The sequence below is a fragment of the Pseudomonas brassicacearum genome (assembly GCF_003732175.1).
Lineage (GTDB): Bacteria > Pseudomonadota > Gammaproteobacteria > Pseudomonadales > Pseudomonadaceae > Aquipseudomonas > Aquipseudomonas brassicacearum_G.
On the sequence record NZ_MOBI01000004.1, the window covers coordinates 1 to 23,901 of the forward strand.

At 59.2% G+C, this 23,901-nt stretch carries 22 protein-coding genes and 2 pseudogenes; 7 read left to right on the forward strand and 17 right to left on the reverse strand.

Annotation, left to right across the window (positions count from 1 at the left end):
• Nucleotides 1–147: 147 nt before the first annotated feature.
• On the reverse strand, nt 148–615 hold the full coding sequence (locus BK658_RS02810) for a hypothetical protein (protein WP_123580968.1): 468 nt from the start codon (nt 613–615) through the stop codon (nt 148–150).
• A 270-nt stretch (nt 616–885) separates the two neighbouring features.
• Nucleotides 886–1,323, reverse strand: a complete 438-nt coding sequence (locus tag BK658_RS02815) for a DUF4399 domain-containing protein (RefSeq protein ID WP_123580969.1) — start codon at nt 1,321–1,323, stop codon at nt 886–888.
• 132 nt (nt 1,324–1,455) lie between these two features.
• On the opposite strand from BK658_RS02815, the gene BK658_RS02820 reads away from it, so the two are divergent.
• The gene (locus BK658_RS02820) at nt 1,456–2,229 is read left to right on the forward strand and encodes a transporter substrate-binding domain-containing protein (RefSeq protein WP_123580970.1); all 774 of its coding nucleotides are present in this window, start codon (nt 1,456–1,458) and stop codon (nt 2,227–2,229) included.
• Between the two features lie 106 nt (nt 2,230–2,335).
• On the opposite strand, the gene BK658_RS02825 is transcribed toward BK658_RS02820, so the two are convergent.
• Nucleotides 2,336–2,839 carry a 2-thiouracil desulfurase family protein gene (locus BK658_RS02825; protein WP_123580971.1) on the reverse strand — a complete coding sequence of 168 codons (504 nt, stop codon included), beginning with the start codon at nt 2,837–2,839 and terminating at the stop codon, nt 2,336–2,338.
• Nucleotides 2,840–2,841: 2 nt separating this feature from the next.
• Nucleotides 2,842–3,474 (reverse strand): 2OG-Fe(II) oxygenase, encoded by a 633-nt coding sequence (locus tag BK658_RS02830; RefSeq protein WP_123580972.1) that lies wholly within the window; start codon nt 3,472–3,474, stop codon nt 2,842–2,844.
• Between the two features lie 132 nt (nt 3,475–3,606).
• Between BK658_RS02830 and BK658_RS02835 the strand changes: the two genes are divergently transcribed.
• Nucleotides 3,607–4,359, forward strand: a complete 753-nt coding sequence (locus BK658_RS02835) for a DUF2059 domain-containing protein (RefSeq protein ID WP_123580973.1) — start codon at nt 3,607–3,609, stop codon at nt 4,357–4,359.
• Between the two features lie 128 nt (nt 4,360–4,487).
• Here the strand turns inward: BK658_RS02835 and bipL are convergent, their stop codons facing one another.
• Nucleotides 4,488–5,441, reverse strand: coding sequence for a phospholipase BipL (gene bipL, locus BK658_RS02840; RefSeq protein ID WP_123580974.1), 954 nt, complete (start codon nt 5,439–5,441; stop codon nt 4,488–4,490).
• Between the two features lie 109 nt (nt 5,442–5,550).
• On the opposite strand from bipL, the gene BK658_RS02845 reads away from it, so the two are divergent.
• Nucleotides 5,551–6,135, forward strand: coding sequence for a DUF6436 domain-containing protein (locus BK658_RS02845; RefSeq protein WP_123580975.1), 585 nt, complete (start codon nt 5,551–5,553; stop codon nt 6,133–6,135).
• Nucleotides 6,136–6,238: 103 nt separating this feature from the next.
• Nucleotides 6,239–8,650: a penicillin acylase family protein gene (locus tag BK658_RS02850; RefSeq protein WP_123580976.1), complete on the forward strand. Its 2,412-nt coding sequence runs from the start codon at nt 6,239–6,241 to the stop codon at nt 8,648–8,650.
• A gap of 40 nt (nt 8,651–8,690) precedes the next feature.
• Here BK658_RS02850 and BK658_RS02855 read toward each other — a convergent pair.
• Nucleotides 8,691–9,650: pseudogene (locus BK658_RS02855) on the reverse strand (GlxA family transcriptional regulator); the annotation flags it as partial.
• Between the two features lie 214 nt (nt 9,651–9,864).
• Between BK658_RS02855 and BK658_RS02860 the strand changes: the two are divergent.
• Nucleotides 9,865–10,506 carry an HD domain-containing protein gene (locus BK658_RS02860; RefSeq protein WP_123580978.1) on the forward strand — a complete coding sequence of 214 codons (642 nt, stop codon included), beginning with the start codon at nt 9,865–9,867 and terminating at the stop codon, nt 10,504–10,506.
• 123 nt (nt 10,507–10,629) lie between these two features.
• Here the strand turns inward: BK658_RS02860 and BK658_RS02870 are convergent, their stop codons facing one another.
• The 8 genes and pseudogenes from BK658_RS02870 to BK658_RS02905 form a co-directional block, all read right to left on the reverse strand.
• Nucleotides 10,630–11,520: an ABC transporter permease subunit gene (locus BK658_RS02870; RefSeq protein WP_123580979.1), complete on the reverse strand. Its 891-nt coding sequence runs from the start codon at nt 11,518–11,520 to the stop codon at nt 10,630–10,632.
• Nucleotides 11,517–12,398 carry an ABC transporter permease subunit gene (locus BK658_RS02875; protein ID WP_185019772.1) on the reverse strand — a complete coding sequence of 294 codons (882 nt, stop codon included), beginning with the start codon at nt 12,396–12,398 and terminating at the stop codon, nt 11,517–11,519. The genes BK658_RS02870 and BK658_RS02875 overlap by 4 nt, the downstream gene beginning before the upstream one ends.
• Nucleotides 12,399–12,433: 35 nt before the next feature.
• Nucleotides 12,434–13,576: an ABC transporter ATP-binding protein gene (locus BK658_RS02880; RefSeq protein WP_123580981.1), complete on the reverse strand. Its 1,143-nt coding sequence runs from the start codon at nt 13,574–13,576 to the stop codon at nt 12,434–12,436.
• Between the two features lie 71 nt (nt 13,577–13,647).
• A complete protein-coding gene (locus BK658_RS02885) occupies nt 13,648–14,742 on the reverse strand; it encodes a polyamine ABC transporter substrate-binding protein (protein ID WP_123580982.1) in 1,095 nt (364 codons plus the stop codon).
• A 187-nt stretch (nt 14,743–14,929) separates the two neighbouring features.
• Complete coding sequence (locus BK658_RS02890; RefSeq protein ID WP_123581156.1) at nt 14,930–16,024, reverse strand: polyamine ABC transporter substrate-binding protein; 1,095 nt, start codon at nt 16,022–16,024, stop codon at nt 14,930–14,932.
• A gap of 200 nt (nt 16,025–16,224) precedes the next feature.
• Nucleotides 16,225–17,589, reverse strand: a complete 1,365-nt coding sequence (locus BK658_RS02895) for an aspartate aminotransferase family protein (RefSeq protein WP_123580983.1) — start codon at nt 17,587–17,589, stop codon at nt 16,225–16,227.
• Nucleotides 17,590–17,642: 53 nt separating this feature from the next.
• Nucleotides 17,643–19,001 carry a glutamine synthetase family protein gene (locus tag BK658_RS02900; RefSeq protein WP_123580984.1) on the reverse strand — a complete coding sequence of 453 codons (1,359 nt, stop codon included), beginning with the start codon at nt 18,999–19,001 and terminating at the stop codon, nt 17,643–17,645.
• 74 nt (nt 19,002–19,075) lie between these two features.
• A pseudogene (locus tag BK658_RS02905) lies at nt 19,076–19,390 on the reverse strand (gamma-glutamyl-gamma-aminobutyrate hydrolase family protein); the annotation flags it as partial.
• Between the two features lie 278 nt (nt 19,391–19,668).
• On the opposite strand from BK658_RS02905, the gene BK658_RS02910 reads away from it, so the two are divergent.
• Complete coding sequence (locus BK658_RS02910) at nt 19,669–21,045, forward strand: glutamine synthetase family protein (protein WP_010466681.1); 1,377 nt, start codon at nt 19,669–19,671, stop codon at nt 21,043–21,045.
• A gap of 227 nt (nt 21,046–21,272) precedes the next feature.
• The gene (locus BK658_RS02915; RefSeq protein ID WP_123580986.1) at nt 21,273–21,911 is read left to right on the forward strand and encodes a TetR/AcrR family transcriptional regulator; all 639 of its coding nucleotides are present in this window, start codon (nt 21,273–21,275) and stop codon (nt 21,909–21,911) included.
• A gap of 144 nt (nt 21,912–22,055) precedes the next feature.
• Here the strand turns inward: BK658_RS02915 and BK658_RS02925 are convergent, their stop codons facing one another.
• The 3 genes from BK658_RS02925 to ssuC are packed head-to-tail and all read right to left on the reverse strand — an operon-like array spanning nt 22,056 to nt 23,896.
• Nucleotides 22,056–22,271 carry a TOBE domain-containing protein gene (locus BK658_RS02925; protein ID WP_003177394.1) on the reverse strand — a complete coding sequence of 72 codons (216 nt, stop codon included), beginning with the start codon at nt 22,269–22,271 and terminating at the stop codon, nt 22,056–22,058.
• A 33-nt stretch (nt 22,272–22,304) separates the two neighbouring features.
• Complete coding sequence (gene ssuB / locus BK658_RS02930) at nt 22,305–23,111, reverse strand: aliphatic sulfonates ABC transporter ATP-binding protein (RefSeq protein ID WP_123580988.1); 807 nt, start codon at nt 23,109–23,111, stop codon at nt 22,305–22,307.
• A complete protein-coding gene (ssuC, locus tag BK658_RS02935; protein WP_123580989.1) occupies nt 23,108–23,896 on the reverse strand; it encodes an aliphatic sulfonate ABC transporter permease SsuC in 789 nt (262 codons plus the stop codon). Before ssuC ends, ssuB begins: the two co-directional genes overlap by 4 nt.
• Nucleotides 23,897–23,901 lie beyond the last annotated feature (5 nt).

A 23,901-nucleotide genomic window follows, 5' to 3' on the forward strand; every position in this document is an offset into this window, starting at 1 on the left:
TTGATTTCTTGCGGCCAAAGGTCAAGCAATAGGGCTTAACTGATCGGCATTAGACCCTCGGGTCTCCCTTTTTTATGCCTGCTGTCCCGCCCTGAACAGGCCTGCACCTGAAGCAGGTTTGCAGCTGTTTCGGGACGAAATAAACAACTATGTTGGCGTTCCTTCGCAGTAGACACCAGAAGCGAGCAACCTCACTTCATGAAAAAACTTATGAGACTTGATCGGATTGCCATCTATCTCGAAGGTGTACCAGATCCTGACATGTCCAGAGGGTAGGCCAGAATCCTGCGGTGGCTGAATTTTTTTGATATAGGGCACGTACGGTACCTCCACCTGGAACCGCCCATCCACCTCTACACCAGTGACCGTGTGCTCTTTAGAGAATTTGGTACCCGGGATCTCTTCGAGTCCGGCAGCGTCAAAAGTACCAACTGAATGCACCATGACATGGGTGCCCTTTGGCATGAACTTAGGTTCGATAGTGACGGTCACAGGCAACCACCGATTTGCTCCATCAAGCGTCAAACTTCTACAGTTCACTATCGATTTGCCACCAACAAGAAAAACAGGTGCCGTAGGTGCAGGGAATTCAATCAGGTTTTCCTTAGCAGTCATTTCACACTCTCCATCGCAATTGAATTGATGCCCCCCCGAACAGACATTGCTGGCGGTCCTTCTTCAATAACAGGAGGTGACCTTGTGGACCTGCTGGAAATTAGGCGCCCTATTCCTGACACCGGCTACTGTCAGATCTGACAGGTTTTACGACCGCCTGTCGGTTTAAAGTTTAAAGCGGCTCCTTCCTATACAAAACGCCCGATGCGGCGCCGGGCGTTGGGCTGAAACAGGTGCAACCCTGTTTCAGGGTCAGGCACTGGAAACGACTTACTTCACAGTCACGGTGATTTTTTTCGAGACGATCGGCGCGTCGAACGGCACGTGGTTCTTGTCGCCCAGTTCCAGTTGCAAAGTGTGCTTGCCCGGCGTCAGGGTCAGGTCGGTTTCGGTCTGGGCCTTGCCGAAATGCAGATGGTTGGGGTCCGACGGGATCGGCATGTTCTCGGCCGGCAATTTGTCGACGTCGACCAGCAGGTGGTGGTGACCGGTGTGTACGGTCTGGTCGCCGGCTGGCGCCAGGGCAATGCCTTCAACCGCGAATCTGACCTTGAAGGTTTTGTCCACGGTCGCACCGTCCGCCGGAGAGACGATATACACCTTCGCACCCGCGGGGGCCTTGGTGCGGGGGACGTCCGCGGCACTCGCCAGCATCGAAGCGCTGAGCATCAGACCAGCGAGAACAGCACGTGACATAAAGGTTTTCATTCTTTTCTCCAGTTTTGAACTTAATCTTTACGGTTGTGACAACTTCGTAGCGATTCGTTGTCGAAGCACCTCAACACCATAGCAAAGCGCACCGAAACAGCGCGTCGCACATAATGAATTCAAGGAGTGACCATGCGCTTTCTGCCTGGCCTGATACTGTTGCTGCCCCTTGTGAGCCCTTTTGCTCATGCCGAACTGATCGACGATGTAAACGACCGAGGCGAATTGCGCATTGCGCTTGAAGCCAACACGCCACCGTTCAACTTCAAGGAAGACGGCAAGCTCAGCGGCTTCGAAGTCGAACTGGGCCAACTGCTGGCCAACGAACTGGATGTACGCGCCGACTTCGTTGTCACCGACTCAACCGATCTGTTGCCGGGGGTCGAGAGCGGCAAGTACGACGTCGCTATCAACCACATAGCACTGACTCCGGAACTCAAGGATCGTTTCGACTTCAGCGAACCTTATAGTTATTCAAGCGCACAATTGATCGTGCGCCAGGAAGAACAACGCCCGCTCGGCACTTTGCTGGCGCTCAAGGGCCAGTCCCTGGGTGTAGCGCAAGGCAGCCAGTTCGTCGAACAGGCGCGCGGTGTTGAAGGTATTGACCTGCGCAGCTATCCCGACGCGCAACAGCCGCTCAAGGATGTGGCAGACAAACAGATCGATGCGGCCATCAGCGATCGCTTGCTGATCCCCTACGCCATTCGCGACAGTCGTTTGCCGGTAAAAGAAGGTGCCAAGGTCGGTCCGACCTTGAGCCTGGCGATTCCATTTCAGAAAGGTAACCCGGCATTCCAGGCCAGCCTCGACCGGGCCCTGCAACGGATCAAGGCGGACGGCCGATTGATGACGCTGTCGGAGAAATGGTTCGGCATGGACGCGAGTCAGCCGCCGAAACCGTAATCCAATGGAGATCCAATGTGGGAGCGAGCTTGCTCGCGATGAGGCCATCTCATTCAACAATGATGTTGGCTGTCAGGCCGCAATCGCGAGCAAGCTCGCTCCCACATTAGTTATGTGAAGACTGCTGGATGAGTGCAGCCAACGCGACCGCAGCCTCAGCCAACTCCAGCTCGCTGAACACTTGCACCCCATTGCGGGTCAGCAAGGCTGCGGTGACGCCCTCGCCACTGACTTTGACCCCGCTGAAGGTCCCGTCATAGGTCAGCCGATTGCCGCAGGACGGGCTGTTGGCCTTGAGCACGGCGATGCGGATTGCGTGTTTTCGGACCAATTCCAGAGCCTGATGGGCACCCGAGAGAAACTCGGCACTGACGTCCTCGCCCTCGGTCGTCATCACCCGCGCAGTACCGTCGAGCACCTGAGCGCCTTGCCCACCCGGAATCTCGGCCGCGGCCCGTGGCGTTGGCAAACCGCCGGCGACTTCCGGGCACAAAGGGATTACCCGACCTTCGGCGATCCACTGTTCCAGCTGATTGAACGGCCCGCTGGCCCCGCCGTCGTAACGCACGCGGTGGCCCAGCAGACAACGACTCACCAGAATTTTCTGCATGATCAGAATGGCTCGTTGCCGCGCCGACGAAACCAGCCTGTCAATGACAGGCGCTCGCGGGTCGCGGGCAGGACTTCATGGGGCACTTCGCCCGACAGGAACACCACCAGGCAACCGCCGGTGGGCACCACATCGTGCTCTCTGCCCTCCTCCAGGTACATCCGCAATTGGCCGCCATGCTCCGGCAGCCAACCGTCATTGAGGTAGATGACCGCCGACACCATGCGCCGGTCATCGTCGCGAAAGCGGTCGACGTGCTTGAGATAGAACGCGCCCGGCGGATAAAGCGCGAAATGGCTCTCGAAATCCTCAAGACCGAGAAACAGCCCCCGGTTCATCGCCTCGCGCAGGCTGTCCATCAACCCCAGATAGCTGTCGCAGGCCTCGTCTTGCCCGGGCTCAAGCCACTGAATATGGTCGCCACGAATGCCTTCGCGAATCTCCGAGAAAGGCCCGCGCCCCACTGCCGCTGGCGCCAATTCACCCTCGACTGCACGTTTACGGCACTCAGCCGCCAGTTCCAGGGTCAGAGCCTGGGGCAGGAAAATATTCTGCTGCGACCAGCCATGTGTAGCCAGGTCGTCGACGATACGTAACAGCAGCGGGTGATCAGAGGGTATTTGCATGGCGCGCATAGTATTCCTGCGCCAGAAAATCCGACAGAGCCGTGTAGCGGAGGATCGTCGGATAAGGTGACGAACCTGATACGAATTCTCGACAACCCGCGTTCAGCCCCGGAGAATAGTCGCCTGCCGACAGGAGTCCTTATGCGCCGTTTGCTTTTTTCACTGTTGATGCTCTGCACTTTGCCCGCTTGGGCAGACGGCCACGACCAGTTGTACAAGGTCGCCGGTTGGCCAGACCAACGCGCGCATTTTAACGATGCCCTCACTGCCGCCCAGCAACGCTACCAAAGCAGCCTGCCGCCCGCGGTGTTTCAGGCGCTGGTCAGTAACAGCAACCAGCGCTTTGCCCCGCAAGCCATGGACCATCGAGCTGAAGCGCAACTGCGCAAAAACCTCGCCGACCCGAAACCTGCACTGGCGTTTTTCCAGTCGCCGCTGGGGCGCAAGATCATCGCCGCCGAACTGCTGGCGACCCGCCGCGACCAGTTGGCGAAGAACGCCAAAGGCCTGCCGAAAATCGAAGCCAGCGACACCCGTCAGTTGATCATTGGCCATTTGGCCCAGGCACTGCCTGCGCGCGAAGCCGGTGCCGAAGTCAGCCTGGCGATTGCCGGCGTAGCGGCCGACAGCCTGAGCCAGATGATCCCCGGCCTGCTCGGCGGCGGTCAGGCCCAAGGCATGCTGGACGGCCAGCGTCAGCGCTTGATGGATCAGATCGGCTCCGACCTGAACAACACGTTGCTGTATGTCTATCGCGGCTTATCGGATGACGAACTGGAGGAGTTCGCTACCTTTGCCGAGTCCGCTGAAGGCAAGGCGTATTACCGGGCGGCGTTGGCAGCGATTCGGGCAGGATTGGCGGTGGGGCAAAGCACGTCGAGCCTTAGCCAGTAATTTTCTGCGTCTGGAAGATTGCTATCGTCGGAATGCCGCCCGGAGCAAGCTCGCTCCCACACTGGATCTGTGAACGACATAAAACCAATGTGGGAGCGAGCCTGCTCGCGATGGCTTCATAACAGTCGCTAGAGATTTCGCCCTTTAATGCGCTTGGTCAAAAACCCGAAATACTCCTGGCGCAACGCCGGGGTTTCATTTGCCAGATGATGGCGGGCTTCGGGCAGTTTCAACACCTGCGGCCGGTCGAACTTGCTCCCCAGCACTTCAAGGTTGTGCTCCCAATCCACTGTCATGTCCGCTTGCCCCTGGACGATCAGTGGCCGACGACTGCTGCGCGGAGCCGCTTCAATACGCTTGATCCACCGCGCCAGCGCCCCGACCCAGGCGGTCGGCAAGCGCAGCGGTTGTAACGGATCGGCTTGCAGGAATGGCAAGAACGCCGGGTCGTTGGTGTTCTCACTGAAGCGCCGGGCGATGCCTTTGACGAAAGGCTTCATCAGGTAATAGCTGAAGTGCGACCAGCCCCAGGAGCGCGGCCGAACCAGCGGCGCAAGCAGTACTACCTGCCCTTGCGCGGGGCTGTCCGCGCCAGCGTTCAGCACATGGTCGATGACAATCGCGCCGCCCGTACTCTGCCCGCACAGGTGCCACGGTTGCGGCAGGTCCAGCGACCGCGCCTCAGCGAACAACCCTTGCAGAGCCGCTTGATACTCGGCGAAATCCTCGATGCTCGCGCGCGCGCCGCTGGATAACCCATGCCCCGGCAAATCACAGGCGATCACCACGAACCCCTGATCCAGTGCCCATTCGATCACATGCCGATACAGGCCCATGTGATCGTAGAAACCATGGAACACAAACATCGTCGCCACCGCCCGCTGCGGCCACCAGACCTGGCTGACCAACTGATAGTCACCGACCTTGAAGCTGCCAAGCCCGCGTTTGACCGGCACGCTGCGCTGCGGAAAATCCAGCCCGTAAAAATGTTGATAAGCCTGCGCTTCCTCCGACAACGGCTGCGCCTCGGCCAAAGGCCGCAAGGTGGCACGCAGATGATCGGGGTTGAAGGTGGCAGGCATCACGGGTTTCCAGGCAAAGCGCGGAGCGCAAAACAGACTTTATGGGCCTGCGATATTCATCTGTCGCGGCAAGCATGGCAAGCTACGCGACCTTCGAGGATGGTTCCGTATGCGCCCGCACTACCGCACGACACTGCTTGCCAGTCTGCTCGTCCTTGTGTGTGCCGGCGTGCTGTGGGCCGCCTACGACTGGTTTCAGGGACGCTACCTGCGAGCGTTCAGCTCACACACGGCGTTGTTTTCCGGCGATCGGCTGAACCTTCCTGCCAATCTGGCAGGCCCCGGCCCGATTCGGGTCGTGCACTTCTGGGATCCGGCCTGCCCGTGTAACGTCGGCAATCAACAACACCTGGCCGAACTGCTTGAGCGCTTTGTGCCGCAAGGCGTTGAGTTTTATGCGGTACAGAAGCCCGGCAGTCTGGGTCAGTTACCCAGTACCTTGAGCCGCCTGAAAACCCTCGACACCCTGCCAGGCTCCGAACAAATCCCTGCAAGCCCGGCGGTCGCGATCTGGGACCGCAGCGGCAAACTGGCGTATTTCGGGCCCTACAGCGAAGGCCTGACCTGCAACTCCAGCAACAGCTTTATCGAACCGATCCTCCAGGCACTGAGCGAACAGCGCCCGGTGAGCGCCACGCATACCCTCGCGGTGGGCTGCTACTGTCCATGGGCGAAGACGGATGAAACTCACTAGGGCATTCCGGACTTTTCAAGGAACGTAATGCCCGGCACAGAGGGTCTGTGCTAAATGTTTGCAGCCTTAGACGGCGGCGATTTCGAAAGCACAAGGAGTCACCATGAAACGCGTTCTGACCCTACTGGCCCTGCTACTCGTCGTCCTCGCGGCGGGCGCTGGCTGGTACGTGTACAGCAAGCAACCGACGCGTCAGGGCCAGGTGGAATTGCAACGCCTGCAAGGCTCGGTGACAGTGCGCTACGACGAACGCGGCGTGCCGCATATTCGCGCCGAGAACGAAACCGACCTCTATCGCGCCCTCGGCTATGCACACGCCCAGGACCGGCTGTTCCAGATGGAAATGCTGCGACGCCTGTCCCGTGGCGAGCTGGCCGAAGTCCTCGGGCCAAAACTGATCGACACCGACAAACTGTTCCGCAGCCTGCGCATCCGCGAGCGCGCCGAAAGCTACGTGGCCGCACTCGACCGCCAGTCTCCGGCGTGGAAGGCGCTGCAAGCCTATCTGGACGGGATCAACCAGTATCAGGAGACCCACGCTGCACCCATGGAGTTTGACGTACTGGGCATCCGCAAACGCGCGTTCACCGCTGAAGACAGCGTCAGTGTCGCCGGCTACATGGCCTACAGCTTTGCCGCGGCGTTTCGCACCGAACCGTTGCTGACCTATGTGCGCGATCAACTGGGCAGCGATTACCTGAATATCTTCGACCTCGACTGGCAGCCCAAGGGCGTGCTGGCCAAGCGTCAGTCCAGCAAGACCCCGGTGCTCTCCGCCACTGACTGGAAAGACCTCAACGCCATTGCGCGTCTGAGTGAGCAAGCACTGGCCGACAACGGCCTGCCGCAGTTCGAGGGCAGTAACGCCTGGGTGATTTCCGGTACTCGCACCCAAAGCGGCAAACCGCTGCTGGCCGGTGATCCGCACATTCGTTTTTCGACGCCGTCGGTGTGGTACGAAGCGCAACTCTCGGCGCCGGGTTTCGAGCTCTACGGGCACCATCAGGCCCTGGTGCCTTTTGCCTTCCTCGGCCACAACCTGGACTTCGGCTGGAGCCTGACCATGTTCCAGAACGACGACCTCGATCTGATCGCCGAGAAGGTCAACCCGGACAACGCCAACCAGGTCTGGTATCACGGCAAGTGGGTCGACATGGTCAACACCGAGCAGCAGATTGCCGTGAAGGGCCAGGCGGCGGTCACGTTGATGCTGCGTCAATCGCCCCACGGTCCGATCATCAACGACGTGGTCGGTGCCAGCGCTGGCAAGACGCCGATCGCCATGTGGTGGGCGTTCCTCGAAACCCAGAACCCGATCCTCGAAGGCTTCTACCAGCTCAATCGTGCCGACACCCTGGCCAAGGCCCGCGCCGCGGCGGCCAAGGTTCATGCCCCGGGGCTGAACATCGTCTGGGCCAATGCCAAGGGTGACATCGGTTGGTGGGCGGCGGCACAACTGCCCAAACGTCCGGCCGGGGTCAAACCGTGGTTCATACTCGACGGCAGTACCAATCAGGCTGACAAGGAAGGTTTCTACCCGTTCAGCGCCAACCCGCAGGAAGAAAACCCGGCTCGCGGCTACATCGTCTCGGCCAACTTCCAGCCGGTTTCGCCGACAGGCATGGAGATCCCTGGCTACTACAACCTGCCGGATCGTGGTCAGCAGCTCAACCGCCAGCTCAGCGACAAGAGCGTGAAGTGGAACATCGACGCCAGCCAAAAACTGCAACTGGGCACCACCACCGACTACGGCCCTCGCCTGCTGGCGCCATTGTTGCCAGTACTGCGAGAAGTGGTCAGTGACCCGCAAGAGTTGCAACTGGTGGAGCAACTGGCCAAGTGGAAAGGCGATTACCCGGTGAACTCCACCAGCGCCACACTGTTCAACCAGTTCCTGTTCAACCTCGCCGATGGCGCACTGCACGACGAACTCGGCGACAGCTTTTTCGAGACCCTGCTCTCGACCCGCGTGATCGATGCCGCGTTGCCCCGCCTGGCCGCATCCCCGGATTCACCGTGGTGGGACAACCGCAACACACTCGGTAAGGAAACCCGCGCCGACATCGTCAAAGCTGCGTGGCAGGCGAGTATCGCCCACCTGAAAACCACCCTCGGCCCTGACCCGGCGCAATGGCTATGGGGCGATGCCCACACCCTGACCCACGGCCATCCGCTGGGCATGCAAAAGCCGCTGGATCGAATCTTCAACGTCGGCCCGTTCGAGGCCCCCGGCAGCCACGAAGTGCCGAACAACCTCTCGGCAAAAATCGGCCCGGCGCCATGGCCAGTGACTTACGGCCCTTCGACTCGCCGGATCATCGACTTCGCCGACCCTGCGCACGGCCTGACCATCAACCCGGTCGGCCAAAGCGGCGTACTGTTCGATTCACACTACGATGACCAGGCCGAAGCCTATATCGAAGGCGTCTACCAAGAGGCGCATTTCAACGAGGAAGAGGTCACGGCCAATACCCGCAGCACCTTGAAGTTGTTGCCGGCGCGGGTAGCGCAGTAGGTTGAGATTTTTTGTTGTTCGGGGTGCCGTCATCGCGAGCAATCGCCGAAAAACTCAGCCGAAACTGCTGCGGCGTCACGCCCAACCGTCGGTTGAACACGCTGCGCATATGCTGGGCATCACGAAAACCGCATTGGTAGGCGACCGTCTTGAGCGGTGCCCGAGAGCTTTCGAGCATCACCCGGGCGGCGTCCACCCGCGCCTGCTCAACGAACTCTGCCGGAGTGATTCCAGCTTCTCGGGCGAACACCCGAGAGAAATTGCGCGCACTCATGTTGGCCGCAGTGGCCAGGTCGGCAATGCTCAAATCCCCGGTCAGATTGGCCAACACGTAATGCTGAACCATCGCCACAGGGGATGTCGCTTCAGCGTGCGGCGTCAGAAACGGGCTGAACTGCGATTGCCCGCCGGAGCGCTGGGTAAACACCACCAATCGCTTGGCCACGCTCAAGGCCACTTGTGGGCCGTGATCCTTGGCGAGCAAATACAGCGACAGATCGATCCCGGCCGTCACGCCCGCCGAGGTGAACAACTCAGCGTCCTCGACATAGAGTCGATCGGCTTCGACCCGGGTCGAGGGACATAACGCCGCCAACGCGGCGGCATCGCTCCAGTGCGTGGTTACTGTACGCCCCTCTAGCAGCCCCGCGCGGGCCAGAATGAAGGCGCCGTTGCAAATGGAGCCAAAGCGCTGCGAACGCGCGCACGCTTCACGTAACCAGCCATGAAACGCTGTGCCGAAATCCTCGAATGGCAACTGCGGCCCGCCGGCCACCAACAGCAAATCGTAAGCCTCCAGCGCCTCGCTGAAATGCCGATGGGCGTGCAGCGCCAGACCGTTCGAGCACGACATCACCCCGCGATCGAGGCCGATGACATGCAGCTGATAGTGATCCTGCGGCGCAAGGAACCGATTGGCCTCGAAAAACACATCCATGGGACCGGTGACGTCCAGCGACTGGACGCCAGAGAACACCACGATGGCAACGGATTTGTGCATGGTTCGAATTCACCTTCAATGTGAAAAGATCGCAGCCTGCGGCAGCTCCTACAGAGGATCGCCAACCCTAACGAAACCCGACCCAAGAAGCGAACTGGCACGATTTGCGCGCTGATTGGCCGGGATCGCAGCCGCGTGTCGATTGTTCACTTTGGGAGGCAAGAACAGACTGGGTTCATCAGCGCCGCCATGGCGTTCCCCACGAGGCAACCCGATGAACAGCAGCATCGCCGGCATCAAAATCCCCGACAGTGCCCTCGCACGGGCCACCACCGACTACATTCGCGACATCGAGTCCGACCTGCTTTACCACCACTCGCGCCGGGTGTTTCTGTTCGGTGCCTTGAGCGGTGAACGCCAGGAACTGGCCTACGACCCGGAGCTGCTGTACGTCGGTGCGATGTTCCATGACCTGGGTTTGGTGGAAGGTCATCGCAGCACTGACGAGCGCTTCGAAGTCGACGGGGCAAACGCAGCCGCAGCCTTCCTCAAACCGTACGGGTTGAGCGATGACGATATCGAGCAGGTCTGGCTATCGATCGCCCTGCACACCACGCCGGGCATCCCCAAACATTTGCGGCCGACCGTGGCGCTGGTGACCGCTGGCGTGGAGATGGACGTGCTGGGAGTGGACTACGCGGCATTTTCGACCGTGCAGCGTGAAGCCGTGGTGCATGCGCATCCACGGGGTGAAGGTTTCAAGGAATGCATCATCTGCGCCTTTGCCGACGGCCTGCGCTATCGTCCGCACACCACCTTCGGCAACGTGAAAACCGATGTGCTGGTGGATCAGGAGCCGGGGTTCAAACCGATGAACTTCGTAGAAGTGATTCGCACATCACCTTGGGTGGCATGAAAACCTGTGGTAGCGAGCCTGCTCGCGAAAGCGATGTGTCAGTCGACATCTGCGTCGACTGACATGGCCCCTTCGCGAGCAGGCTCGCTCCCACAGTTGATCCGGATTAACCCGGCATCGGGGTTAAGCCGCTTCCGGTGCTTGTGCGCGGCGTACGTCCGGTTGTTTCCAGGAATCCGCAGCGCCCTCTTCAATGGCTTGCTGGATCACACGTTTGCGACTTTCTTCAGCACGGCGGCTGAAGAACCAGACCAAGAAGGTCACGATCGACACCGCCAGCAGAATCAGGCTGGCCACGGCATTGATCTCGGGTTTCACACCCAGACGCACAGCCGAGAACACCTCCATCGGCAACGTCGTGGAACCCGGCCCCGAGACGAAGCTCGCCAGCACCAGATCGTCCAGCGACAGGGCGAACGACATCATGCCGCCGGCTGCCAGCGACGGCGCGATCATCGGAATGGTGATCAGGAAGAACACCTTCCACGGCCGCGCACCGAGGTCCATGGCTGCCTCTTCGATGGACAGGTCCAGCTCACGCAAGCGCGCCGACACCACCACCGCCACATAGGCGGCGCAGAAGGTGGTGTGGGCGATCCAGATAGTCACCAGGCCACGCTCCTGTGGCCAGCCGATCATCTGCGCCATCGCCACGAACAGCAGCAACAGCGACAGACCGGTGATCACTTCCGGCATCACCAACGGCGCGGTGACCAGGCCACCGAACAGCGTGCGGCCCTTGAAGCGGGTCACGCGGGTCAGCACGAAAGCGGCCAGTGTGCCCAGCGCTACGGCGGCAATCGCGGTGTAGCAGGCGATTTCCAGCGAGCGCACTACCGAGCCCATCAGTTGGGTATTGTCCAGCAGGCCGACATACCACTTCACCGACCAGCCGCCCCAGACCGTCACCAGCTTCGAGGCGTTGAACGAGTAGATCACCAGGATCAGCATCGGCGCATAAATGAACAACAGGCCGAGCACCAGCATCAGGCTGGAGAAACGGAAGCGCTTCATTCTTTACCCTCCATTTCCTTTGCCTGACTGCGGTTGAACAGAATGATCGGCACAATCAGGATCGCCAGCATCACCACCGCCAAGGCAGACGCCACCGGCCAGTCACGGTTGTTGAAGAACTCTTGCCAGAGCACTTTACCGATCATCAGGGTTTCCGGACCGCCGAGCAGTTCCGGGATCACGAACTCGCCGACCACCGGGATGAACACCAGCATGCAGCCCGCAATGATGCCGTTTTTCGACAACGGAACGGTGATCTTCCAGAAGCTGTTGAAGGTGCTCGAGCCCAGGTCCGACGCGGCTTCCAGCAGGCTGGTGTCGTGCTTCACTAGGTTGGCGTACAGCGGCAGGATCATGAACGGCAGGTACGAATAGACCACGCCGATATAGACCGCCAGGTTGGTGTTGAGGATCTGCAGCGGCTCGTTGATCCAGCCCATCGACATCAGGAAGCCGTTGAGCAGGCCGTTGTTGCTGAGGATACCCATCCACGCATACACGCGGATCAGGATGGCGGTCCAGGTCGGCATCATGATCAGCAGCACCAGCACGGTCTGTATCTCTTTGCGCGCACTGGCGATGGCGTAGGCCATCGGGTAACCGATCAACAGGCAAAGAATGGTGCTGAACAGCGCCATCTTCAGCGAGCCAAGATAGGCGGCGATGTACAACTCATCGCCGCCTAGCATCGTGTAGTTGCCCAGGTTCAGCAGCAACTGGACCTTCTGATCGACGTAGCTGTAGATCTCGGTGTACGGCGGAATGGCCACGTCAGCTTCGGCGAAGCTGATCTTCAGAACAATGAAGAACGGCAGCATGAAGAACATGAACAGCCAGATAAACGGAACCCCGATGACCAGATGACGGCCACCGGGAATTATTCGACTGAGTTGGCGTTTGAGCTTTTGCGTGTTCATGAGCGCAGTACCACGCCGCTGTCATCCTCCCACCAGACGTAAACCTGATCGCCCCAGGTAGGGCGCTGGCCACGTCGCTCGGCGTTGGCCACGAACGACTGCACGATCTTGCCGCTCGGCAGTTCGACGTAGAACACCGAGTGGCCACCGAGGTAGGCAATGTCGTGGACCTTGCCGCTCGACCAGTTGTGTTCGCAGGTCGGCATTTCTGCTGTCACCAGCAGTTTTTCCGGACGAATCGCGTAGGTCACCGACTTGTCTTGCACCGAGGTGCTGATGCCGTGGCCAACGTAGATGTTGCGGTCCAGGTCCTTGCAGGTAATCAGCGCATGGCCCTCGGCATCGTCCACCACTTCGCCTTCGAAGATGTTGACGTTGCCGATGAACTCGCACACCAGGCGGCTGGTCGGGGTTTCGTAGATGTCGATCGGGCTGCCGATCTGCGCGATCCAGCCCAGGTGCATGATCGCGATGCGCTCGGCCATGGTCATGGCCTCTTCCTGGTCGTGGGTCACCATGACGCAGGTCACGCCGACGCGCTCGATGATTTCCACCAGTTCGAGCTGCATCTGCGAACGCAGTTTCTTGTCCAGCGCGCCCATCGGCTCGTCGAGCAACAGCAGTTTCGGACGCTTGGCCAGCGAGCGAGCCAGTGCCACACGCTGACGCTGACCACCGGAGAGCTGGTGCGGTTTGCGCTTGGCGTACTGGCTCATCTGCACCAGCTTGAGCATTTCAGTCACGCGGGCGTCGACTTCAGCCGCCGGGATCTTGTCCTGCTTCAGGCCGAAAGCGATGTTCTGCGCCACAGTCATGTGCGGGAACAAGGCGTAGGACTGGAACATCATGTTGATCGGACGCTCGTATGGCGGCATCTCGGTGATGTCTACGCCATCGAGGAAAATGCGCCCCTCCGTGGGCCGTTCGAAACCTGCGAGCATGCGCAGCAAGGTCGATTTGCCCGATCCCGAACCGCCGAGCAAGGCGAAGATCTCGCCTTTCCTGATTTCCAGGGACACATCGTCCACGGCAATCGTCTCGTCGAACTTCTTCGTGACCCGGTCGATTTTGACCAGCACCTGTTTCGGTGTCTGGTCGCCCTCGAGGGCTTTCTTATAGGCGCCGGAGGCAACTGCCATTTACGAAACTCCCAACAAAATTTGCAGTTCACCCAATACAGGCGAACCTTGGATAGTCTGAGCCTTTGTCACTATTTACCCGACTTGACCTTGGTCCAGCTGCGGGTCATCAAACGTTGAATCTTTGGTGGTAGCTCAGCGTTGACGTAAAGCTTGTCGACGACGGCTTGCGATGGATAAACCGCCTCGTCTGTACGTACGGCCTGATTCATCAGCTCACCCGCTCCAGGGTTCGGGTTGGCATAGCCGACCGCATCACTGACCTGAGCAATCACTTCCGGTTTGAGCACATAGTTGATGAAAGCATGAGCCTCTTTGACGTTGCTGGCATCCCGAGGAATCGCCAGCATGTCGAACCACAGATTGCCGCCTTCCTTGGGAATCACATAGGCAATGTCGATACCTTTACCAGCTTCGGCAGCACGCGCCTTGGCCTGGAATACATCACCGGAGAAACCGGCCGCGACACAAATTTCGCCGTTGGCCAGATCGGAAATGTACTTGGACGAGTTGAAGTACGTCACGTAAGGCCGCACCGCCAACAGTTTGTCTTCAGCCTTCTTGTAGTCTTCAGGGTTCTGGCTGTTGGGCGACAGGCCCATGTAATTCAGCATGGCGGGGAGCATTTCATCCGCCGAGTCGAGGAAGGCGACACCGCAGCTGGACAGCTTCTTGATGTTCTCCGGCTCGAACAACATGGCCCACGAGTCAATCTTGTCGACGCCCAGTGCCGCTTTGACTTTCTCTACGTTGTAACCAATACCGTTGGTGCCCCACAGGTAAGGCACGGCATATTGGTTGCCCGGATCGTTTTTCTCCAGACGCTTGAGTAGCACCGGATCGAGGTTTGAATAGTTCGGCAACTGCGACTTGTCGAGTTTCTGGAACGCCCCGGCCTTGATCTGCTTGCCCAGGAAATGGTTGGACGGCACGACCACGTCATAACCGGTGTGCCCGGCCAGCAACTTGCCTTCCAGGGTTTCGTTGGAGTCGAACACGTCGTACACCGGCTTGACGCCAGTGGCTTTTTCGAAATCGATGAGGGTGGTCTGCCCGATGTAATCCGACCAGTTATAAATATGCACGGTGGACGCAGCTTGAACGCTGACGGCAAGCGTCAGGCCGACGCCGACCAGCATGGCGTTGCGAAATAAAGAAACAGGCAAGTGAAGGTCCTCTAAAATAGTTGGGCCCAAGTTGCCCAGCGTTACGTGACAGCTGTGGCTGCCTGGCAACAAAACCGGCGCGCAACTTACCCTCGATAAACCTTTCCAGCAAAACTTTCTGGCATTTAATTATTCCTGCTGCCGCCGCCAGAGCGACGACGGCAACAGGTTATTGCCTCAAACCGGTTTATTTACCGGATTTGATCTTGGTCCAGCTACGGGTCAGCTCACGCTGGGTAGCGGCTGGCAAATCGGCGATTGCATACAACTTGGCCTGCACATCGGCAGTCGGGTAGATGCCCGGATCCGAGGTGATTTCCTTGTTCACGTACTGAGTCGCTTCGGCGTTGCCGTTAGGGAAACGCACGGCGTTGGTGATTTCAGCCATCACTTTCGGCTGCAACAGGTAGTTCATGAACTTGTAGGCACCCTCGACGTTTTCCGCATCTTTAGGGATAGCGACCATGTCGTAGAAGCTGCCGGCGCCTTCTTTTGGAATGGCGTAGCTGACTTTCACCTTGTCACCGGCTTCGGCGGCACGGGTTTTGGCCTGCTGCACGTCACCCGAATAACCGACGGCTATGCAGATGTTGCCGTTGGCCAGGTCCGAGATGTACTTGGACGAGTGGAAGTAGGTGATCGAAGGACGAATCTTCAGGAACAGCTCTTCAGCCTTCTTCAGATCTTCCTTTTTCTGGCTGTCGGTTGGCAGGCCCAGGTAATGCAGGGCAACTGGCAGCATTTCGGTCGGCGAATCGAGGAAACTCACGCCGCAGCCCTTGAGCTTGGCAATGTTCTCCGGCTTGAGCACGACATCCCAGGAATCGATCTTGTCGATGCCCAGCGCGGCTTTGACCTTCTCGGCGTTGTAACCGATACCGATCGAGCCCCACATGTAAGGGAAGGCATGTTTGTTGTCCGGGTCGCTGACAGAAACCGCCTTGAGCAGCGACTTGTTCAGGTTGCCGTAGTTGGACAGCTTGGACTTGTCCAGCTCCTGGTAAACGCCGGCCTTGATCTGCTTGGCCAGGAAGTTGTTGGACGGCACAACCACGTCATAACCGGACTTGCCGGCCAGCAACTTGGCCTCGAGGGTCTCGTTACTGTCGAACACATCGTAGACGACCTTGATCCCGGACTCTTTTTCAAAGTTCGCGATGGTGTCCGGTGCGATGTAGTCGGACCAGTTGTAAACGTGCAGTACTTTATCGTCGGCCTGGGCTGCCCCAGCCATCACGCCCATCAGGGACAAGGCGAGCAGTGTCTTGCCAGTTTTCTTCAAACCTAATGCCTTCATGCGTAATGCTCCAATTATTCTTTTTAACCACATTTTTTTTGTGAACCAAGATCCAGCGGCCGATTCCCTGGCAACTCAAACAGCGGATAGTCTGGCAAGTTACAAGGCAGGCTTTCAAGGAAAGACCCAACCTTTGTGCGCCCTGAGCGAAGTGCCAGCCACGGACCTCGCTCAGAGCCTAGCACTTAGCTTTGCAGCGCACTCAGGGTCAGGTCCAGGCACTTGCGCGCCTTGGTCACCAGTTCGTCGATCTCGGCCTTGGTGATGACCAGTGGCGGAGCAATGATCATGGTGTCGCCCACAGCGCGCATGATCAGTCCGTTGTCGAAGCAGAACTGCCGGCAGATCATGCCAACACCCTTGCCGACATACCGCGCACGGGTCGCCTTGTCCTGAACCAGTTCGATAGCCCCCAACAGACCTACCCCACGAACTTCACCCACCAGCGGATGATCGTTCAGTTCCCGTAGACGCTTTTGCAAATAAGGTGCCGTTTCTGCACGAACGTGCTCGATAATTTTCTCGTCGCGCAGGATGCGGATGTTTTCCAGTGCCACCGCAGCGGCGACCGGGTGCCCGGAATAAGTGAAACCGTGGTTGAAGTCGCCCCCTTCGTTCAGCACCTCGACCACTTCATCACGCACGATCAGGCCACCCATCGGGATGTAGCCGGACGTCAGGCCTTTGGCGATGGTCATCATGTCGGGCTTGAGGCCGTAGAAATCGCTGCCGAACCACTCGCCGGTACGACCGAAACCACAGATCACCTCATCCGCAACGAACAGGATGTCGTACTTGGCGAGGATTTCCTTGATGCGCGGCCAGTAGCTGTCTGGCGGAATGATCACGCCGCCGGCACCCTGGATCGGCTCGGCAATAAACGCACCGACGGTGTCGACGCCAAGTTCGAGAATCTTTTCTTCCAACTGGTTGGCAGCCCAGATACCGAACTCTTCGGGGCTCATGTCTCCACCCTCACCGAACCAGTACGGCTGCGGGATGTGAACGATGCCCGGGATCGGCAAGTCGCCCTGTTCGTGCATGTAAGTCATGCCGCCCAGGCTGGCGCCGGCCACGGTCGAGCCGTGGTAGCCGTTTTTACGGCTGATGATGACCTTCTTCTTCGGCTGGCCCTTGATCGCCCAGTAGTGGCGAACCATGCGCAGCATGGTGTCGTTGCCTTCGGAGCCGGAACCGGTGAAGAACACGTGGTTCATGCCTTCCGGTGCAATGTCGGAGATGGCCTTGGCCAGCTCCAGTACCGGCGGGTGGGCGGTCTGGAAGAACAGGTTGTAATAAGGCAGCTCACGCATCTGTTTGCTGGCGGCATCGGCCAGCTCATCGCGACCGTAACCGATGGCCACGCACCACAGACCGGCCATGCCATCGAGGATCTTGTTGCCTTCGCTGTCCCAGAGGTAAACGCCCTTGGCGTTGGTGATGATCCGCGGGCCTTTCTCCTTCAGCTGTTTGAAGTCGCTGAAAGGCGCCAGGTGATGTTCGTTGCTCAGGGTTTGCCATTCACGGGTTTGCGGGTTCTTGCTGGTCATAAAGCTCTCCTGGTTGGGTGAGAGTGCGGCTGTTCAGGACCGCACCCGGCGCATCAGACGGCAAACAACAGGAACTCCCGCTCCCACGAACTGATCACGCGCTTGAAGTTTTCATGCTCGGCCCGCTTGACCGCGACGTAGCCAGTGATGAATTTTTTGCCCAGATACTTCTCGATGGTCGAGCTGTGTTCCATGCGCTCCAGTGCGTCTTCGATGGTCAGCGGCAAACGCAGATTGCGTCGCTCGTAACCCCGTCCAACCACGGGTGCGCTTGGGGTGATGCCTTCCACCATGCCGATGTAACCGCAGAGCAGACTCGCGGCGATCGCCAGGTAAGGGTTGGCATCGGCGCCCGGCAGGCGGTTTTCCACCCGACGGTTTTGCGGGCCTGCGTCCGGGACTCGCAGGCCGACTGTGCGGTTCTCTTCGCCCCACTCCACGTTCACCGGCGCCGAGGTGTCCGGCAGGAAGCGGCGGAACGAGTTGACGTTGGGCGCGAACAGCGGCAGCAGCTCGGGGATGAACTTCTGCAAGCCACCGATGTGATGCAGGAACAGCTCGCTCATCGTTCCGTCTTCATTCGAGAAGACGTTTTTGCCGGTTTCAATGTCGATGATGCTCTGGTGCAAGTGCATCGCACTGCCCGGCTCGCCCGTCATCGGCTTGGCCATGAAGGTTGCGGCCACGTCGTGCTTGAGCGCCGCTTCGCGCATGGTGCGCTTGAACACCAGGATCTGGTCGGCCAGGGACAGCGCGTCGCCGTGACGGAAGTTGATCTCCATCTGCGCCGTGCCGTCTTCATGGATCAGCGTGTCCAGATCCAGCTCTTGCAGTTCGCACCAGTCGTAGACGTCTTCGAACAACGGGTCGAATTCGTTGGCTGCTTCAATGGAGAACGACTGACGTCCGGTTTCCGGGCGACCGGAGCGGCCAATCGGCGGCTGCAACGGGAAGTCCGGGTCTTCGCAACGCTTGGTCAGGTAGAACTCCATTTCCGGCGCCACGATGGGCTGCCAGCCCTTGTCGGAATAGAGCTTCAGGACTTTCTTGAGCACGTTTCGCGGCGACAGCTCGATCGGGTTGCCCTGCTTGTCGTAGGTGTCGTGAATCACCTGTGCGGTCGGCTCGATGGCCCACGGCACGAGGAATACCGCGTTCGAGTCCGGGCGGCAGATCATGTCGATGTCGGCCGGGTCGAGCAGTTCGTAATAGATGTCGTCTTCGACGTAGTCGCCCGTCACTGTTTGCAACAGCACACTCTCGGGCAGGCGCATGCCTTTTTCGGCAATGAACTTGTTGGTCGGCGAGATCTTGCCGCGGGTGATCCCGGTCAGATCGCCAATCATGCATTCGACTTCTGTGATCTTGTGGTCTTTCAACCAATCGGTGAGCTGGTCGAGGTTGTTACTCATAAATGCCTCTGGGCTGAGTGTCCTGACGTCTTTAAACGTCAGGCGTTGTTTGACGCATCCGCGTCGCGTTGTACTGCACGCTTGCCGGCGCGTATCAACGAAAGGATGGTGGCGTCGCGTGCAGGATCATGAGCAGTTTCCGGCGCGCTGGCAGGACCGCTATAGTGAAAAGGTTCTACAGTAGAAGAAGAGCCGGTAAACAGGATGCCATCCAGACCGTCAATAATATCGGTCGGATCGAGCAGTTCCACCCGTGACGCAAGCATCGACGGCAAGCCCTTGGCAGCGGTGGCCGCTGCGCGGACGTACTTATCGCTGGTGATGTGATAAGCATGCAAACCGATCTGCCTTGAGCAGTCGGTGACGCCGATTAACGGCAGGCGAGACATGAAGCACCCCGGTATTATTGCTGTTATGGGTTTGATTTGAGCTTAGCGTTGTTCATTTTTTTACACAACACCCCCGTAAAAAATACAACACGCCCCGCTCAAGCCTTCGGCCACCAATGACCCCGAAGGCATAAAAATGCCCCAAAGCGCCTCAGAAATGCCCTTGAAGCGCTTTTTTAGGGCAAAAAAGGCCTCGCTTGACTTCGGCATGCCGTTCGGGTTGACTGGAATCCGAAAAGATCAATGATTGATATTTTTAACAACAAAGGTGTTGCATCATGTCGGTACCCCCGCGTGCCGTTCAGCTTAACGAAGCGAACGCGTTCCTTAAGGAACATCCTGAGGTTCTGTACGTTGACCTTCTGATTGCGGATATGAATGGTGTGGTGCGCGGCAAGCGCATCGAACGCACCAGCCTCCACAAGGTTTACGAGAAAGGCATCAACCTGCCGGCCTCTCTATTTGCCCTGGATATCAATGGCTCGACGGTGGAAAGCACCGGCCTGGGCCTGGACATCGGTGATGCTGACCGAATCTGCTATCCAATCCCCGACACCCTGTGCAATGAACCCTGGCAGAAGCGCCCTACCGCGCAACTGTTGATGACCATGCACGAACTGGAAGGTGAACCTTTCTTCGCCGACCCACGTGAAGTCCTGCGTCAAGTCGTGACCAAGTTCGATGAGATGGGCCTGACCATCTGCGCCGCATTCGAGCTTGAGTTCTACCTGATCGACCAGGAGAACGTGAATGGCCGGCCACAACCTCCACGCTCGCCGATTTCCGGCAAACGTCCGCACTCGACCCAGGTTTACCTGATCGACGACCTCGACGAATACGTCGACTGCCTCCAGGACATTCTGGAAGGTGCGAAAGAGCAAGGCATCCCTGCCGACGCGATCGTCAAGGAAAGTGCTCCGGCGCAGTTCGAAGTGAACCTGCACCACGTTGCCGACCCGATCAAGGCCTGCGATTACGCAGTACTGCTCAAGCGTCTGATCAAAAACATCGCCTACGACCATGAGATGGACACCACCTTCATGGCCAAGCCTTACCCAGGCCAGGCGGGTAACGGTCTGCACGTCCACATCTCGATCCTTGATAAAGACGGCAAGAATATTTTTGCCAGTGAGGATCCCGAGCAGAACGCCGCACTGCGTCACGCGATCGGCGGTGTGCTCGAGACCCTACCGGCGCAGATGGCCTTCCTCTGCCCGAACGTCAACTCGTACCGTCGTTTCGGCGCGCAGTTCTACGTGCCGAACTCGCCGTGCTGGGGCCTGGACAACCGTACCGTGGCGATTCGCGTACCGACCGGCTCTTCCGATGCCGTACGTATCGAACACCGCGTGGCTGGCGCCGATGCCAACCCGTACTTGCTGATGGCTTCGGTCCTGGCAGGCGTGCATCACGGCCTGACCAACAAGATCGAGCCGGGCGCGCCCGTCGAAGGCAACAGCTACGAGCAGAACGAGCAAAGCCTGCCGAACAACCTGCGTGACGCACTGCGCGAGCTGGACGACAGCGAAGTCATGGCCAAGTACATCGATCCGAAATACATCGATATTTTTGTCGCCTGTAAAGAGAGCGAGCTGGAGGAGTTCGAACACTCCATCTCCGACCTCGAGTACAACTGGTACCTGCACACCGTGTAAGCGGCTGTAGCAAAAAAACAACGCCGTGGGTTTCAACGCCCACGGCGTTTTTTTATGGCCGCCTTCGGCGGATCGCGAGCAAGCTCGCTCCCACACTGGATCGGTGTCGGACACAAATTTTTGCTCACTGGAGATCAATTGTGGGAGCGAGCTTGCTCGCGATAGCGGCCGAGAAGACAACACACAACTCGCCTCGTACAATGCCCGCTGCCCTGCAGGAGACTTCAATGACCCGCCCCGCCCCCCTTCGCAAACCCCGCGCACGCAGCCAGGCCCGGATCGACTCGATACTCGACGCCGCCCGCACGCTGCTTGCCGCCGAGGGCGTGGCCAGCCTGTCAATCTACAGCGTGGCCGAACGCGCCGAGATCCCGCCGTCATCGGTCTACCACTTCTTCGCCAGCGTCCCAGCCCTGCTCGAAGCCCTGACCGCCGACGTCCACAGCGCTTTTCGCGCGTGCCTGCAAGAACCGATCGACGTCGACTCGCTCAATGGCTGGCGTGATCTGTCGCGACTGGTCGAGCAACGCATGCTCGCCATCTACAGCGAAGACGCCGCCGCGCGCCAGTTGATCCTCGCTCAGCACGGTCTGACTGAAGTCACCCAGGCCGACCGCCAGCACGACCTCGAACTCGGCGACCTGATGCACAAACTCTTCGATCAGCATTTCGAACTGCCGACATTGCCCAAGGATGTCGATGTGTTTGCCCTGGCCATGGAGTTGGGCGACCGCGTCTACGCACGCTCAGTGCAACAACACGGGCAGATCACCCCACGCATGGCCGAGGAAGGCATGCGGGTGTTCGACGCTTATCTGGGGCTGTACCTGCCGCCGTATTTGCCGAAGCGCGCGATTTCAGCCTGATTCCTTTGCTGACGATGACGATCGTTCCCATGCTCCGCGTGGGAATGCAGCCCGTGACGCTCCGCGTCACATCAAAAGCCGAACGCAGAGCGTCCGTAGAGGCATTCCCACGCAGAGCGTGGGAACGATCAAGCCTCAAAGAACTTACAACTTGGCGATCGACACCTCGGTGGATTTCACGAAGGCGATCACTTCGCTGCCGATCGCCAGTTCCAGCTCTTTGACCGACCGCGTGGTGATGACCGAAGTGACGATGCCAGACGCTGTCTGAACATCGATTTCCGAGAGCACGTCGCCCTCGACGATTTCCTTGATGGTGCCTTTGAACTGGTTGCGAACGTTGATGGCTTTGATCGTCATGAGGTTGATTCCTGTCGTTGGGAGAACATTGAGTCAGTGAGCCCAGCGCAATTGCGTGGGCAAGGGTGAAACAGGCTCCGGCTCTGGCGGTGAACCCGGCAGTGACAGCACGCGGTTAAGCACTTCGGTTTCCAGCGCTGCCAGCCGATGGGAACCACGGACCCGAGGGCGAGGCAGTTCGACCTGCAGGTCGAGGCCGATTTCGCCCTCTTCGATCAGCAACACCCGGTCGGCGATTGCCACCGCTTCGCTGACGTCGTGGGTCACCAGCAACACGGTAAAACCGTGCTGTTGCCAAAGGCGTTCGATCAGTTGCTGCATTTCAATCCGGGTCAGCGCATCCAGTGCGCCCAACGGCTCATCGAGTAACAGCAAGCGCGGCTGATGGATCAGCGCCCGCGCCAAGGCCACCCGCTGCTTCTGCCCGCCGGACAACGCCGCCGGCCATTCATCCGCGCGATCTGCCAGGCCCACGGCATCCAGTGCGTCCAGCGCCTGCTGGCGCCAATCGCCCTTGAGCCCGAGGCCGACGTTGTCGATGACCTTTTTCCATGGCAGCAAACGCGCCTCCTGGAACATCAAACGGGTGTCTTCGCGCGCCTCGTCGAGTGGCGCGGAACCGGCCAACAGCTCACCGTCCGAGGGTTGATCAAGGCCCGCCAGCAAGCGCAGCAAGGTACTTTTGCCACAGCCGCTGCGACCGACCACGGCCACGAATTGACCGGTCGGAATGTGCAGATCGATCTCGTGCAGCACCTGCCGCGCGCCAAAGGTTTTTTGCAGCTTGCGCACCACCAGCGGAATTCCGCGCAGCAAGCGTGGAGGTTGTTGGGCCGTCATGCTGCACCGCCCTTGGCCACTTGATAGGCCGGGTGCCAGCGCAACCAGACCCGTTCCAGACCACGGGCCGCGAGGTCGGCCAATTTGCCGAGCACCGCGTACAGCACAATCGCCAGCACCACCACATCCGTCTGCAAGAACTCCCGGGCATTCATCGCCAGGTAGCCGATGCCGGAGCTGGCAGAGATGGTTTCAGCGACGATCAGGGTCAGCCACATGAAGCCCAGGGCAAAGCGCACGCCCACCAGTATCGAAGGCAGCGCGCCCGGCAGAATTACCTGACGGAACAGGCTGAAACCGGACAATCCGTAACTGCGCGCCATCTCCACCAAGGCCGGGTCGACGTTGCGAATACCGTGGTAGGTGTTGAGGTAGATCGGGAACAACGTCCCCAGCGCCACCAGAAAAATCTTCGCCGACTCATCAATGCCGAACCAGAGGATCACCAGCGGAATCAGCGCCAGATGCGGCACGTTGCGGATCATCTGCACCGAACTGTCGAGCAGGCGCTCGCCCCACTTCGACAGGCCGGTGATGAAACCCAATGCCAGACCGATACCACCGCCAATCACAAAACCAATGCCGGCGCGCCAGCCGCTGATCGCCAGGTGCTTCCAGATTTCACCGCTGCGCACCAGGCTCACGCCCGCCTCGATCACCGCGCTGGGGGCCGGCAAAATCCGTGTCGACAACCAGCCCGCCGACACCGACAACTGCCACACAGCCAGTAGCAGCACCGGCAAGGCCCACGGCGCGAGGCTGTGGATAAGCTTTTCCCTTTTCATGGCGC